At 49.8% G+C, this 13707-nt stretch carries 23 protein-coding genes and 1 pseudogene; 1 reads left to right on the top strand and 23 read right to left on the bottom strand.

Features of this window, described 5'->3' with window-relative positions; genetic code table 11:
- Window positions 1-53 precede the first annotated feature (53 nt).
- The 15 genes and pseudogenes from CWM54_RS25745 to traM form a co-directional block, all read right to left on the bottom strand.
- Entirely contained in the window at window positions 54-365 is a 312-nt protein-coding gene (locus CWM54_RS25745) for a hypothetical protein (RefSeq protein WP_100698965.1), read from the bottom strand.
- Window positions 358-582 carry a hypothetical protein gene (locus CWM54_RS25740; RefSeq protein WP_100698963.1) on the bottom strand — a complete coding sequence of 75 codons (225 nt, stop codon included), beginning with the start codon at window positions 580-582 and terminating at the stop codon, window positions 358-360. The genes CWM54_RS25745 and CWM54_RS25740 overlap by 8 nt, the downstream gene beginning before the upstream one ends.
- 23 nt (window positions 583-605) lie before the next feature.
- The gene (locus CWM54_RS25735; RefSeq protein WP_100698961.1) at window positions 606-890 is read right to left on the bottom strand and encodes a hypothetical protein; all 285 of its coding nucleotides are present in this window, start codon (window positions 888-890) and stop codon (window positions 606-608) included.
- Window positions 891-894: 4 nt separating this feature from the next.
- Window positions 895-1305 (bottom strand): hypothetical protein, encoded by a 411-nt coding sequence (locus tag CWM54_RS25730; RefSeq protein WP_065808169.1) that lies wholly within the window; start codon window positions 1303-1305, stop codon window positions 895-897.
- Between the two features lie 131 nt (window positions 1306-1436).
- Window positions 1437-2006 carry a type IV conjugative transfer system lipoprotein TraV gene (gene traV / locus CWM54_RS25725; protein WP_100698959.1) on the bottom strand — a complete coding sequence of 190 codons (570 nt, stop codon included), beginning with the start codon at window positions 2004-2006 and terminating at the stop codon, window positions 1437-1439.
- Between the two features lie 19 nt (window positions 2007-2025).
- A complete protein-coding gene (locus CWM54_RS28970) occupies window positions 2026-2181 on the bottom strand; it encodes a hypothetical protein (RefSeq protein WP_153587559.1) in 156 nt (51 codons plus the stop codon).
- Between the two features lie 20 nt (window positions 2182-2201).
- A pseudogene (gene traP, locus CWM54_RS25720) lies at window positions 2202-2708 on the bottom strand (conjugal transfer pilus-stabilizing protein TraP); the annotation flags it as partial.
- The gene (gene traB, locus CWM54_RS25715; RefSeq protein WP_100698957.1) at window positions 2701-4125 is read right to left on the bottom strand and encodes an F-type conjugal transfer pilus assembly protein TraB; all 1425 of its coding nucleotides are present in this window, start codon (window positions 4123-4125) and stop codon (window positions 2701-2703) included. The pseudogene traP and the gene traB, both read right to left, overlap by 8 nt.
- Window positions 4125-4865, bottom strand: a complete 741-nt coding sequence (gene traK / locus CWM54_RS25710) for a type-F conjugative transfer system secretin TraK (protein ID WP_023340945.1) — start codon at window positions 4863-4865, stop codon at window positions 4125-4127. The genes traB and traK overlap by 1 nt, the downstream gene beginning before the upstream one ends.
- A complete protein-coding gene (gene traE / locus CWM54_RS25705) occupies window positions 4852-5418 on the bottom strand; it encodes a type IV conjugative transfer system protein TraE (protein ID WP_004194424.1) in 567 nt (188 codons plus the stop codon). The genes traK and traE overlap by 14 nt, the downstream gene beginning before the upstream one ends.
- A 19-nt stretch (window positions 5419-5437) precedes the next feature.
- Window positions 5438-5743, bottom strand: a complete 306-nt coding sequence (traL, locus tag CWM54_RS25700) for a type IV conjugative transfer system protein TraL (RefSeq protein WP_004178059.1) — start codon at window positions 5741-5743, stop codon at window positions 5438-5440.
- Window positions 5744-5756: 13 nt separating this feature from the next.
- Window positions 5757-6125, bottom strand: a complete 369-nt coding sequence (gene traA, locus CWM54_RS25695) for a type IV conjugative transfer system pilin TraA (protein ID WP_004194426.1) — start codon at window positions 6123-6125, stop codon at window positions 5757-5759.
- Window positions 6126-6186: 61 nt separating this feature from the next.
- Window positions 6187-6357: a TraY domain-containing protein gene (locus tag CWM54_RS25690; RefSeq protein WP_032431321.1), complete on the bottom strand. Its 171-nt coding sequence runs from the start codon at window positions 6355-6357 to the stop codon at window positions 6187-6189.
- A gap of 168 nt (window positions 6358-6525) precedes the next feature.
- A complete protein-coding gene (locus CWM54_RS25685; RefSeq protein WP_165785971.1) occupies window positions 6526-7245 on the bottom strand; it encodes a conjugal transfer protein TrbJ in 720 nt (239 codons plus the stop codon).
- 199 nt (window positions 7246-7444) lie between these two features.
- Window positions 7445-7861, bottom strand: a complete 417-nt coding sequence (gene traM / locus CWM54_RS25680; protein ID WP_074181767.1) for a conjugal transfer relaxosome DNA-binding protein TraM — start codon at window positions 7859-7861, stop codon at window positions 7445-7447.
- 462 nt (window positions 7862-8323) lie between these two features.
- Here traM and CWM54_RS25675 point away from each other — a divergent pair, with 462 nt between their 5' ends.
- A complete protein-coding gene (locus tag CWM54_RS25675) occupies window positions 8324-8731 on the top strand; it encodes a transglycosylase SLT domain-containing protein (RefSeq protein ID WP_224231152.1) in 408 nt (135 codons plus the stop codon).
- A gap of 37 nt (window positions 8732-8768) precedes the next feature.
- On the opposite strand, the gene CWM54_RS25670 is transcribed toward CWM54_RS25675, so the two are convergent.
- The 8 genes from CWM54_RS25670 to CWM54_RS25635 all read right to left on the bottom strand — a co-directional run bounded on the left by CWM54_RS25670 (window position 8769) and on the right by CWM54_RS25635 (window position 13707).
- Window positions 8769-9299 (bottom strand): antirestriction protein, encoded by a 531-nt coding sequence (locus CWM54_RS25670; protein ID WP_023292160.1) that lies wholly within the window; start codon window positions 9297-9299, stop codon window positions 8769-8771.
- Window positions 9300-9923: 624 nt separating this feature from the next.
- Window positions 9924-10757 (bottom strand): N-6 DNA methylase, encoded by an 834-nt coding sequence (locus tag CWM54_RS25665; protein WP_100698955.1) that lies wholly within the window; start codon window positions 10755-10757, stop codon window positions 9924-9926.
- Between the two features lie 46 nt (window positions 10758-10803).
- Window positions 10804-11034: a hypothetical protein gene (locus CWM54_RS25660; RefSeq protein WP_023340951.1), complete on the bottom strand. Its 231-nt coding sequence runs from the start codon at window positions 11032-11034 to the stop codon at window positions 10804-10806.
- A gap of 91 nt (window positions 11035-11125) precedes the next feature.
- On the bottom strand, window positions 11126-11473 hold the full coding sequence (locus CWM54_RS25655) for a hypothetical protein (RefSeq protein ID WP_100698953.1): 348 nt from the start codon (window positions 11471-11473) through the stop codon (window positions 11126-11128).
- A 65-nt stretch (window positions 11474-11538) separates the two neighbouring features.
- Window positions 11539-11919: a hypothetical protein gene (locus CWM54_RS25650; protein ID WP_100698951.1), complete on the bottom strand. Its 381-nt coding sequence runs from the start codon at window positions 11917-11919 to the stop codon at window positions 11539-11541.
- A 732-nt stretch (window positions 11920-12651) separates the two neighbouring features.
- Complete coding sequence (locus tag CWM54_RS25645; protein WP_049010942.1) at window positions 12652-13068, bottom strand: helix-turn-helix domain-containing protein; 417 nt, start codon at window positions 13066-13068, stop codon at window positions 12652-12654.
- The gene (locus tag CWM54_RS25640; protein WP_023292165.1) at window positions 13065-13376 is read right to left on the bottom strand and encodes a type II toxin-antitoxin system HigB family toxin; all 312 of its coding nucleotides are present in this window, start codon (window positions 13374-13376) and stop codon (window positions 13065-13067) included. Before CWM54_RS25640 ends, CWM54_RS25645 begins: the two co-directional genes overlap by 4 nt.
- Before the next feature lie 106 nt (window positions 13377-13482).
- Window positions 13483-13707, bottom strand: coding sequence for a hypothetical protein (locus tag CWM54_RS25635; RefSeq protein ID WP_100698949.1), 225 nt, complete (start codon window positions 13705-13707; stop codon window positions 13483-13485).

Raw genomic sequence — 13707 nt, 5'->3', positions numbered from 1 at the left:
AACACGCTACCTTGCAATTCATGCGAGAGTGTTAATACTGACCATCGGTCTTACTATTCACCTGCCCCCATCCGTTCAAAGGAATAAATCAAGACATAAAACATATAAAAGATGACTGTGGCTGTAAAAAATCCCGTTATTACTGACAGCGTCAAATCAGGAGAACCGGCCCACATGTTTTTATCCATGAATACCATGAAAGAAAATAAAGCACTGAGACCTGTAAGCCCAAACAACATTAAAATACAGGCAAGCGTATCTCTTATAAAAACACCAATAATTACATAGCCGTAACCACAGATAATAATTGCCATTGCAAAAAAAAGTCGAACAAAACCATCAAAACTTAACTGGTACTCAGCCATTTACACCCTCACTCAATGTTTCCATCACGCTGTTCAAAGGCTCGCGGGTTTTAATTTCAATGCACTCTCCTGTATTACTTCCGTAACCTCTTCCTCCACGTGCTTCGAGTACCCGTAGCATTTTTATGCAAACATCTGTATTAGGCATGGGAGAAACATTCCAAAACCCACCGCCACTACTCGGTGTCATCAGTACCAGAAAAATAAAGGCATGCATACTTTATTGCCCCTGTTTATATATTAATGACTGAATATCCCTTCGATTAACTCCTGTAAGGTGACCGGCTTTTTCCCGCTTATCGCCTGTTCATACTCATCTGTACTGACATTTTCAATGACATCACCACACTGAAGCCGGTTTTGCGTGGGAGAAAATAAACCTTTATCAATATTCTTCTCCAGCAAGCGGCAGTCATGAGTCCAGTGATGTGCGAGCGCTTCTGGTACAGGGTCATTACTGAATGCAAACAGCAAGAGATATACTAAAAATACAGAAGCAAGCAGCCATTTGAATAATTCATCCATAACGTTACTTACCCTCTGTACTGAGTTTATTAATCTCTGCCTTATCCCTGTATCTCACATCCATATACCGTGTTACGCCATCCGGGCAAGACCAGGCATCTTTTGCTTTAGCCAGAAACCCTGCCTGCTGCGCTTCAAATGCGGAGATTCTGCAGTTTTTCAGCGTATAGATGACATCCTGTTTTCTGGTTTGAATCTGTTTATATGTTGACTCAGGCTCAAGAAAGCCAAAAACTTCTGTAATCGCGACGACAATACACATTATCAGAATGATTGTCTTACCCCACCATGACACAAACAACCTCTGTAAAAAGAAAGACATAACTACGGCAGTGCCAACAATCAACATCAACATAAAAATATATGACGAATCTTCGCGCAAAAGCAGCCATAGATATTTCATTGAGTCAGTCATTTTTCTAATCCTTTCATTATTCGTTATCGAGGTTCATTTCACACGCTACCGCCCCTCCCTTTCAACGCAGAGGGCACTCGTTATAATTCAGAAATGAAAACTTACTGCAGCGCCAGTAATGGCGCTGTGAATCAATTAAGGCGAGGTTGTCCCCACGCCGATGGTGTCACGACAAAAAGAACCGTTGCTGGCTGGTGATATACATCATCTGCATCCACATACGGCGCTATCCACAATGACGTTGTCTCCTCCCCTTTTCTTAATGGCCGGGGATAGTTACCTGGAGCCGTTACCGGAGATGTAAAAGTTGATACACTGACCTGCCGAACAGCTGGCGCTACAACCACGGGCCGATATACCGGCGCACTGACTATTCTGTTATTCGTCAGCAATCCTGACGTTACTTTATTAGTCGGTGCAGTTGTCGTTGCTCCGGGATGCATTAAATTTGGCTGTGGCGGCAACGGGTACGAATTAACTGACGTTGTTCTGAAATTACCCTCAGCCAGTTGTGGCAACCCGGCCGCAGCCGGCTTTGCGTCACTGCGTTCCTCTTTCAGCTTCGCTTTTTCATTTGCCTGCTCCATCGTCATACAGGTATCCGACGTCGTGGCATTACATTGAAATTCGGTCTCTGTGCCCGCACACCCGGTTAAGAGCAAAGCGCTGCCCAGAGGAATTAACAGCATTAATTCCTTCATATATTCACCCGTAATCTGTTTATTTTTTAAAAATCGATTTCCAGTCAGTCTTCCTGAATACTGCTTCTGCAAGATTATTAGCAGCCCTTACAAGCTCCTCATAAAGTTTGGGGTCTAAATAATTTGCAGATTGAGGTACAGGCTTAGGCTCCTTTTTCTCCTGCTTCCTGTTCATTCCGCAGTTCCCCCCTGTTCACGCTTAATCTGGCTGACATCAGATCGGGCTGGAATCAGCCTTGAAGAACCCGAACCAGACTCTCCGACGACAACACCGTTTTTCCGTATTCTCCCCCTGCGGACAGGAGTCCGACGGAAAACCACAGCCATCCCGGTAAACACCACCGCCATCAGCAGCCAGAGCCAGAGAATATTATGCGTATAGCTCTGGTCGATATATGCTGCATACCCTGCCGCATCCGTACTGACGGTGGTGCAGTCTTCCTGTAAAACCGGAGGCAGTGGTGCGTTCACCGCATCACCATTAAGTTCTTTCGGCCCCGTGCAGTCCTGAATGACATATCCCTCCTGCTGCACAGACTCTACGGTTTTCACGAGCGTCTGGCCGAACGTGTACGGTCCCGTCCGGAACACCAGAACAACCAGTAACATCATCATGGCCAGCGGATACACCACCGCACACTTAACCAGCCAGTGAGCCCAGCGCAGTGCTGACAGAACAGCAGTAATGAGAGACTTAGCCATTATTTTCCCCCTGCGGCGCTGCGCCCGGAGAGAACTCACGCGGATCAAGTTTGCCCAGCTTCTTCAGCATCTCGTCAGTATTGAATCCGTTCATACCGCCGCCTGACTGATGATGTGCATCAGCCTGCGGTGCCGGCTCCGCCTCCTGATTCTGAGCCTGCTGTTGCCCGTTCTTTTCCGCTTCCAGTTCCTCAATGGTTTTCAGCTGAAAACCATCCTGAAAGACCACGGTTACTTCATTGCCGGCACCAATCGGAATGACCGGGTGATACTGCTCGGCCCTTTTGATGTAGTACTCGCTCAGCGTCTGTGCAGCTTTAGATGCACCACCGCCGACGCCCATTTTCAGAACGTCACCGGCGCCAACAGATGCGGTTGCCCCCAGGCCAACTGCCGGCTGTGAAGCCCGTTCCATGCCCTGACCAATCCCGTCAACAAAACCGGCCCCCCATGCCCAGCCGAGGATTTTTCCGTTACGCATCACCACCTCTCCCTTAACCCCGTTTTTCCCCATAAAGGACACGTGGCCGTTAATGGGCTGATCGATGGTTTTATCACCTTTGATACAGCTGATATTGCGGGTACGGACAATGGCGCGCTCACTCGATACATCGCCCCAGGCTTCAAGCCCCACAAAACACCCTGCCAGGTCGTAGGTTTTGCTGTTTGGCATTTCCACGCGACCGGTGATACGCAGCTGCATCGGTACAGTGGATTCATTCCCGGTAACAGACGCGTTGGCATCTGCCCCCTCGATAAGCATGCTTTTTGCAAAGCTCCCCGACGGAATGTACGGCAATGACTTCGCTTTCTTTCCTTTGTCGTAACTGAACGTTTTACGCTGTATCTGGTTTGGTACCGGCACAGACTGGTAGCTGACCTGCGGCGGCGGTGTCATACCATTCCCCGGATAGAATGCCGTCGGAGGCGGTACCGCGGCGCCGGTCTGCGGCGGATAACTGGCTGGCTGCGGCTCCCCTTCCGGACCGGGTGGCGGTGACGGAGGAGTCGGCGCAGGCTCGCCACCAGAGACAGCCGGTTTCACGCCCAGCGCCTTCAGCTGATTCTGCATGGCGTCATTATCACTGCTGAGTTTGTCGATACGTATCTGGTCAGCGGTTCGCGCCTTACTCAGTAGGTCCACTTCCCCCTGCAGGGAGTCAAAACGCTTGTTGAGATCAGCGGCAGTCGCCTGCATTTCTGTTGTCGCGTGCTGTTCCACCTTACTGTTGAAGCTGCTGTCGACCACCCCGGTCATATCCGGTGCGGGTTCGCCCTGAGCCGGGGCTTCCTCATCAGAGCTCATGTTCAGATCTGACAGATACAGCCCGCCTCCGACGGCTGCCGCGCCGCCCGCCAGAATGAGTCCCAGCCAGATATATTGCTTACGTTTGATCAGCGTGTTGAAGTTGGCCATCAGCGCTTCACTCCTTCATCTGACGTCGTGACCCAGATCTGCATGCGACCACCGGCAGTCAGCAGGCCCGCCGGGGTACTGAACATGACGGCACGTGTTCCGGGCTGCCAGAAATCGCTTTCACGCACCATACGGGGCGACAGGGAGACGTTATCCAGACTGTAACGGACGACTTTCAGGTGGTGGCCGACCCAGACCCTGTCGGCAGTGGCGCGCAGACCAGCCGGTACCTGCAGCACTTCAGAAGTGACGGGGACAGACTGATACTCATCGGGTACGCTGCCCTGGCGCACGGCGCGATTCAGCGAAACCAGTAACGATTCATAGGGGTTCGACTCTTCCCAGGCTTTTGCAGGACCGGGTGTCCCCGCCAGCTCGCTGACCAGCTGAATTGTCCGGCCTGAGCCCGCACGGGGCACGGCACGAATGGAGAAGTTCAGCCCGCGTTCGGTTTCCACAATGAAGGTGAATGGTTTTTTACTGACGGTCGCCAGAATGGCGCCGCCGCTGTCGGTCTGCTCCTGGTTTGTCAGGCCACCGTCCAGGCTGTTTATCGCCGTGATGCGATCGCCAGGTACAGTGAACAGATTCGGGTCGGTGTTACTCACGGCAATATTTGCCTGACCGCCATTGGTCAGGGGGACCACTGTCGGCGCCAGCGTACCGCTGAGGGTCGCTGACATCGCGGGGGCAACCAACAGCAGACAGCATGAAATAAATAACGGGTTAATTTTTTTCATTATTTATTTCTCCAAAACGCGCCAGCCAGCTGACACCATCGACACGACTGAACTGAATGACATAGCTTTTAATTTCACTGTAGGGTTTGGAATCCCCAATCCACGTTTTCAGCTCACCCCGGATATCCACGCGGTTCTCTGCCGGCCAGGCACGGATCGACGTCATATAAAAGGTGGCATTAACGTTATTGTCTTTAATGCGTTTCGCATCTTCAGCCAGCTGGACCTTGAGGCTGTTCTGCGAGGCGGGTAATACATACCGGAGTAGCTGCTGATGCTGGGCATCAACAGTTTCCGGCGTGACATTCAGACGCAGGGCAACAAAGGACAGGCCCAGCTGCTCAATATAAGAGGCGTCAGCCTGGTTCTGAGACACCGCAAAGGGAGCACTGAATAACATCGGTGTCACAGCGACTTTCTGTTCTGTCTGAAGACGGTAATTATTTATGCCCTGGATAATATTGGTCGCAAGACTGAGGGTCAGGAGTGTCCCCAGACTGATAAATCCCACAGCGATAACGCGGGTGGTATTTTGTCTGGCACCATGTTCCATATGTTATTTCCCCGTTGATTTATTTAATCCACTGCCGGAAACAGGAGTCCGGAACATCATGAAAGAAACCTTTAAGAAGGGAGGTTGGCAGATACCAGTAAATCAGGTCGCGTAGCCAGGAACTGCCCCGCCCTTTTTTCAGTTTCTTGATACCCCAGAAAACCAGTGCCGCTGCAGCCATACCAAAAATGAACTTGCTGGTCCAGAAACCCCAGCCGAGACAAATCACGGCCGGGATAAGTTCATCGAGATATAAGCCAAACCAGCGGGACTGGTTAGTCAGTGTTTCCGGGAAACGGTATCGCTTTAATTCGTCTCCCGTCATCACGTGCTTCCTGTCAGTAACCGGCGACCGACATACCGATGGTGATAAAGGTGGAAATAATCGCGAAGCCAAACAGGAACTTCACGTTTTTGGTCATCATGTACATGATGCCGCCGGCGACGACTTCTGCCAGAACCACCCATTTGACGACACTGGACTGCTTACCAAACGTGCCTTTAACGGTCGCATCTCCGGACTTCATCAGGTCGGTTGCCGTGGTGGTGGCCATCGCAGCATCCGGGAAGAACGCCGCCACAGCAGCAACCGGCAGCGCAACTTTAGCGACTTTCAGGGCTTTCTTTTTATTGAAAACGCGGGACATAAAAGACGGTTTGGTTTTTTCAGAGACAGCTGAGCCCTGAACACTTAATACAGCATTCATATTTATTTCCTTTAAAAAGAATGGTTGATATATAAAACAGATTTATGACTATGATGTTAAATCACTCTTCCTTTTCACCTCCTGGTATGGTTAGTTCCGAGTTATAAAAGTCCGGAAAACGTTCTAGATGATCTTTCAGTCTCAAATAAGCTTCAGCTGTTTTACTTCTTCTGCTTCTGTCTTTTGCTTTGATGAGTCGACGATTAGTTTCTTCATCTAATTTTAAAAGCACATTTTTTCCAGGCGCAGGTCGTGCGTTGCTCCTAATCGCTCTTTCCAATCGACCTCCAAAGTAAGATTACCAACCTTTAATAAATCTTACATTGGAGGATTTAAAAGTAAACAAACTAAGGAGAAATATTGAGTAAATTATTTTCACAAATCAACAGTACCAATGGTACTATTGATTTAACAAATCATTAACACCAGCTTTCAATATACCCAGTACGTTCGAAACAAACCTTCCATAACTTAATGTATAAATTGATGACAAAATAATGTAATCACGACTATCAAAGTTCAATTCTTTTTTTATTTTGCTAACTGTATTCTTTGATGTTTGTACCTCTATTCCAATAATTTTTGAAATAGAAGCATGTGAAAACCCAACCGCATATAGATTAAAGATAGCCCAGTCAGATTTTGCTGACCGCTGAATTCTTTCGATATATCCCTGCATTTTTTTCGAAAATTCATTATATTCCCTTGAAGGCTGAGGAATCTGATCACCTTCCTTGATAAAGACCCATTTACTGTAGGTCTCCTCATTAATTGTGAACGTTTCAATAAAAACAGTCCAAAGAGAATCTACCAACCAAATTTTTTTGACCAGTACAGCAGAACCTTCTGAAAATGATTTCAGTTCTGACTGCATCAGTTCCAGTTTGACTTCAAGGGAGAGATCCAGAAACCAGTTACCAGGTGCACTGGGTGTATCAAATGTTCCAGCGCACCCAGATGTTAAGAAAACTTTATCAAAGGTTGGGCTGGTGTGAATTACGTCGCCCCGGGAATCACGAATAAAGGCAGGGCAAGATGAAATATTAAGCATCTCGCGCATAGAATGAATGGAATCTGTTTGACTGCGTACAGCAATTTGACTACGATCCTTCGCACACATAGGCGCCTCCTGGAAAGGACACTATGGATAGTTGACGTCCGGGGGGACTAGCCCCGGACGTCAACGCTTCAACAAATTTTATTACAACCCTGTAAGTATTCTATATTCCCTATTCTTCCATGTCACTTTTTAAAGCTAGATCATTATTCTTTTTTTACTACTGAATTAATTACAAACCACCAGAAATACACACCGGGTCTTACTCTTCTTCCTGCTCAGGGAAAAAGTGAGAAATGACATCTTTTGCATCTTCTCGAATGTTGCTCACCATGCTACGGAACTCGAATCGTTCATCACCTGTAACATGAGGGCTTAGAGAGCCAATAGCCAAAAGTTTGGATACGGTAAACTGAGTCTTCATGACATTCTCAAGCAAAATCTTATTAAACTCAGTTTGGTTGAACCCTGAGTCTTTTCTTTCCATTTGAGCCTCATAGACTCGAAGGCCTAATTCAAGGAGCATCGAAGCAACACTTGAAAAGCTAACATCCTTTTCCTTTGCCCCTTCAGCCCTTCGCTTTTCAACTATTGCATTAATTTTTTCAGCAACTTCATCGCTGGCATAAGCTTGTACCCTGGCCATTTCGGTTCCTTTATTAAAAACAGCATCTAGCAAGATATTATAACGAGAAGATAACGCGAGTTTACCTTAATTACAACTCTAAACTTAAGTCTAGAGTCTAAGTAAGTTGCATTACGAGTCACATAACAACTTAAGTCTAGAGTTAAGTTGCTTTAAACATCTGATTATAAAAGAGTGAGTCGTAAACGAGTCGCTATAAACTTACCGACGACTTACTACTGACTCGCCGGCAACTTACATATATATTAAAAAATATAACACAAAATAATATAACTACAGTTAAGCCACTGAAGATAAAGTGAAATCAGCAAAATTTTAATTTTGCGTGGGGTGTGGTGATTTTGTGGTGAGGAGTGCATATCTGTTGAGTCTGGTTCTGGTCTGGGTTAACGTATTTGCAGGAACCGACCCGGAGGGAGTCTTTTGAGAAAACAACTGGTATTAGCTACCCTGCTTTTAATTTCCACGCCTGCCTGGGCTGCGGATTGTTTTGATATGGCAGGACGGGACTATCGAATAGATCCCGATCTGCTGCGGGCTATTTCATGGCAGGAGTCTAAATGGAAGGTGAATGCCATCGGGAAAAACCCGGGGTCTGGCTACGGTGCCGGACTGATGCAGATCGACTCGCAACACCAGGGTGAACTGTCGCAGTACGGTATTAAACCGGGACACCTTCTGACTGATGCCTGTCTGAATATTTACACCGGTGCTTATTATCTGGCACTGGCTTTTAAAAAATGGGGAGTCAGCTGGGAGGCAGTCGGCGCCTACAATGCCGGGTTCCGGCGAACGGACAGGCAGGCCATACGACGACTGGAGTACGCCAGGAAGATTGAGGCTATCTACCTGGCTATCAAGAAAAATAAAAATGCCGGCCAGTCATCTTTAACAAAAAACTGAACACCCCATTCATGAGGTCTTCAGAACAGGGAAGTGATTAATCAATTGCCCGCCATATTAAATGCCGTTCGGGATGCTGAATAATGCTGATATAATCCTTCAGTGCATCCTGCCGTGAAACCAGACGCCTGCAGATCTGGTCATATTGCGGCCCCATTTCAGCCACGTGCCAGGACAACCTGTTCATAATCATCAGCGTGGCAATAATGCCTGCTGCATCGGCGCTGACCTCACCTTCGAAATAATTTCCCGGGATGCACATCCTGTAACGCTGCTCACCTTCAGGTGCGATATATCCGGTCTGCGTGGTAATGAACTGGATGCTGTTTGGTGCAATATTCCCGCCGACACCCTGTGGAATAACCCAGTAAGACCAGGAACCGCCGTCGTATTCAGAATGCTGGCGTAACCAGCTCGCGGCCATATTATCGGCTAACGGCGTAAAAAAGAGGTCCGGGATAAAATCAAGGCGAGCTTTACCATTGGTTACGGCACAGCGCAGATATTTGTCTGTTTTAAACTGTTCGTCTGATTCACGAGTGGCGGTGTTGACTTTCATTGTGCGCATACTGATTTTCTCCTTCGCGGTTTATTAAAACGTTCGACTTCATCACTGAGCGGCGAAGGGCAATTTGCAGCCGACGGGGAGGAAATAAAGGGGCGCGCGGCGTTTATATACCCCTTTATTTCCTCCACGGCAGATGCTAAAAGCAGCCCTCCGCGAAAGATGAAGTCGGGCGATATCGAGCAGGAGTGAGAATGCGCACAACCCTGAACGTCAATCCGGTGTTTATCGGATTCACGTTCAGGCCCTGGAGTGGCGGGTATTTATCGCCACGGTGAGAGCGGCGCATCCTGATAAGGATGCAGCAAGCGAGATTTTGAATTTGCGTCAGGATGGAAGCCCGACAGGGCAGAGACAGCTTGCTGGCTCTGTTCACGACAGCCGTGTCCCGACAGGGACGACGCCCGGGTCAGTATTTATTTAATCTTTCATCAGAGATAAATAGCGGAAGAGATACACAGCAGAATAGCGGAAGCGATGTAACAGGGATGAATAAAGAATATTGATGAGATAATACCGCGCCGGAGTAATACGGGCGGCGCGTAGCGCAGCCGGTATTACTTAGCGCCACAGGCGCTGCGGCCTTTCAGCGCAGTCGGGCAGGTTATCCCCTGCCCTTCCGGTTATTTACGCGGCCTCCTGTATTCCGCGCATAAAGTCCCGCATAGCCCTGAACCGGCGCAGATCTGCCAGTCGTTTTTCAAAGTCATTGAGGTAGAAAACCGGGGTATACCTGACCCGCCGGATCTGCATCGTGAGCGTGTTGCCCGTCACCACTTCCGCTGCTATCCCCAGCAGTGACAGCTGGATGAAGGCCATATCTGCCGCCACCGGATCGATATCAATGCAGCTGCCAAACATGTGCATGGAGGGGTTAATATCTGCCTCAAGCAGGCACTCTGCATAGGCGATCAGCATCCCGGCGGCCCCACACGCCGGATCGCTGACGGTGGCAATCCCTTCCCGGCGGATAGTGTCTCTGACACCTGGCATCAGCATCCGCGCCATCAGACACTGCACTGAATACGGAGTAAAATACTGCCCGCGAAAATTATCGCCCAGCTCCAGCTCCATAAAAATCGCGCCGAGGAAATCATGAAATTTCGCCTCCAGCGCACACACCATCAGGCAGAACATTTCCTGCATGTTCGCGATGTCGGTGGCCTCGTACCGGGCGCAGATTTTCCGGCAGTGCTCCATGCTCTCCGGCGTTCTGATGCGGGCTATATCCAGCTCACTGGCGGCGAGTGACAGAAAATCACTGAACACTTCCCAGCGCCCCAGATGGCGGCCAGTATCCTTAAATACGCTGATAAAACGGCCCCGGCTGTACTGCTCGCTCATCATACGCTGAACCGTGGGCACCGTTTCCGCGATCTGCTGCCCTGCCTGAATGACAGGGCTGTTATCAGCGTTTTCTCTGGCCATATTGAACACATCGGCAAAACCAAGCTGTGACATACAATTATCTCCGCTGTTGCCGCTCCCGAAGGAGCGGCTCACCTTATCAGTTACATGCGCGTTTAAGTTCAAGCGTGCGGAGTACCTGCCCGAAGGCGGTGTTGTTCATCGCGGGGATATGAACGCCGCGCCCCTTACGAATACTGCGGGCAATATGCCGTCCGAAGGCTTTCAGCGCCGGATCAATCTCCTGGGCCGCAATATCGTCTCGCTGGATACGTGGATGACGACGGGGCTTTACAGCCGCTGTGGAAGGTGAAACAATACTTCTGTTCATAGAATTAACTCCGTCTGGTAGTTAATGGAGCCGTAAAAACCGTTACAGCGATTTTTACGGCGTGGATTAAGCAGGGTTTTCCCTGCTTTTTTCATTTCCGGAACAGGTTAAATTCCTCCTTAATGCGCGTTGTAATCTGCGCATGGCTCAGGTTGCACACATCCCGCAGCCGGAAATATCTGGCTCCGTAGCGGGCGTATATCTCTGTCACGTCACAGCAGACCATCTCCTGCAGCATGAACGTTTCCCACTCGCCGTTCTCACTTGTTGACCAGTTGAGCGGATACATCAGGCCCAGCGCCTCGTGAAAGGCATGAACGTCGATTTCTTCCGGTGCTTTCACCGCATCGTTACGGCGACTCAACCAGTACGCACGTTCTGCCTCTGCGGTGGTCTGCATTCCCAGGACTGCAGAGGATTCGGTCAGGTGTAAGTTCATACGTCTCTCCTTATGTGGATCACCGGCGGCCTCCGGACCGCCAGATGTTGGGGAAAAAAGCAGACTCATGGCATATGGCGTTCAGCGCGCATTGAGTCAGCAATGTATTTGCGTGCGTCATTCCACGCTTCCTTACCGGTATCACCAAAAAGAAGCTCAACGAGTTTCCGGGACTGCAGCCATGGTTGAGCAACGCCGAAATGCACCTGCAGAACGTCAGCGTGCCAGTCAATCACTCCCGCACCCAGGACGTTATCAGCCATACGCATCAACGTGCCCCATACCAGTTCACTTCTTTCGCTTTCTCTCAGACGCTTGTTTTTAAGCTCTACCAGATGCAGCAGGAGGCTCTTTTGCTCGCTAATCGCGTTGGCCAGAAGGTTTTCAACCCATCTTTCGGTAGATTCTTTGGTGGCGGTTTTGACGTTGACGTTCTGTGTGTTCATTCTGCTTTTCCTCTGGTCTGGTGGTTAATCCATCTCTCGGTGAGTTCCCTGGCGGCAAAGGGCAAAGGAGCAACGGCGGGGCGGAAGGAGAAGGGCGCAGACAAAAGTTTTTGCGGTCCCTGGCAAAAAGTTTTGGCGGCGTTCATTTTACCCTTCGGATGACGACACGGCGGTGCTACGACCAGCCCTTCGCCGGGGAACGGACGAGAGATGACTCACCAGGGGAAGGGATGAGAATGAACACACCCGACACGACGGAACGGCGTGGCGCCATCAGAGTGCCGGCAGGTGTATCGCCGGCACGGTGAAAGCGGCGCGGCCGGAACGGTCGCAGCAAGCGCTGCCGTTGACCTTGACCTCAGACATCAGACACTAGCCGTCAGGCCCGAAACCGCGTAGCGGGTTCGGCGGAGCTTACCGCGTCTTTTCGCGGTTAGCGGAGTGTGGCTCGACGACTGAACCGCGCCAGCGGGTCAGGAGCCGAAGGTGTCCAGTGTTGTTATGCCTTTGACGTTAAGGCCTTAAAGGGTTTAACAGCAAAGACACAGCAGGGAGAAGAAGCAGGAAGACAGCGGGCAGCAAACAGGGAAGACGCGGAGAGGAAATGCGGGCGGCGCGTCAGCGCGGCCCGGTTTTCCCGGCGCCGCAGGCGCGCGGCCTTTTTGCCCGTCTCGTAGTCAGGATGACAGGTTGAAGACAGCTACTGTGCCCTCTTCGCCTGCTCTGCCGGTATCAGTCAACAAACATCGAGACCGGGATTTGAAATCGATTTGCCAGCGCCCGCATGTGATCAAGGGTCAGACTCCGTTCACCACTGAGGATCCGGCTGACGAGCGATTTTTTGCCTATCTCGTTTTCAAAATCGGACTGTGAAAGCCCGTGTTGCTGCATAAGAACCCGCAGCAACGATACACCGTTTTTGCCTGCTTCGATGCGCGTATTAAATTCTTCAAATTCCACCGCGTTATCTTCCCAGGCATCGATGCGGGCAGTCAGCATATCAACCAGCGGGCTGTCCGGGTCATGTTCCAGAAGATATTCAACGAGTTTAAGCGCCTCTTCGTAATCTTTGCGGGACGAGCTGCCACCCAGCAGAGGGACAATACTCGCCAGGTCATTCGCAGCTTTAATGGCATCGCTAAAAATCATTCTTTGTGCTCCCGATAATATTTCGTTAAGCGATCATATTCAGCATGGGTGGTGATGTGTTTGACGAATATCTTTCCGCGCTCAAAATCAGCAAAAAACATCATTCTAAGGTTATTACCGCCGATATCGATAACCCACCATTTTTCCCGGTATTTCATGCGATCCAGACTGGTAAAGTATCGCTTTAGCTCATCCGGTTTTTTTGCGACAACCCGCTTTAGTACACGATAGGTGTCATCGATGGCCGCTGCATCATTCGGATAGTGTCTTGCCGCCTCATCAAAAGGGGCTCGTGATATAACATGCACGCCATGCCTCCAGTTTCCATTATGGAAACATTGTACTTCACTCCACGGAAGTTGACAATATGGAAACAGGCTGACAGGCCAGTTTCTTCCCCGCCAGCCATTCCGATTACCCGACGTTTACGACTTCAATGCCCAGGATCAGAGCGATGAATTCTGCTTTGTTCTGAAGCAACCAGGTGCGTGCTTCGGGTGCCTGAGCTTTGCTGATATCGATATCAAACTGATTAAGCGCTGCAGCATCGGCGTGTCTGAGTGTAATACCGCGCCACTGAAGCCCTGCATAATAGGCGTTCCCTGCCCCCTGCTGGATTTTTCCTTTCACGTGTTCCAT

Origin of the sequence: Klebsiella sp. D-Nf1 (genome assembly GCF_002810515.1) — a bacterium.
In the GTDB taxonomy this organism is placed as follows: domain Bacteria; phylum Pseudomonadota; class Gammaproteobacteria; order Enterobacterales; family Enterobacteriaceae; genus Klebsiella; species Klebsiella variicola.
Note: the sequence above shows the minus strand (reverse complement) of the source record. Positions and strands in the feature narration are given on the sequence as shown.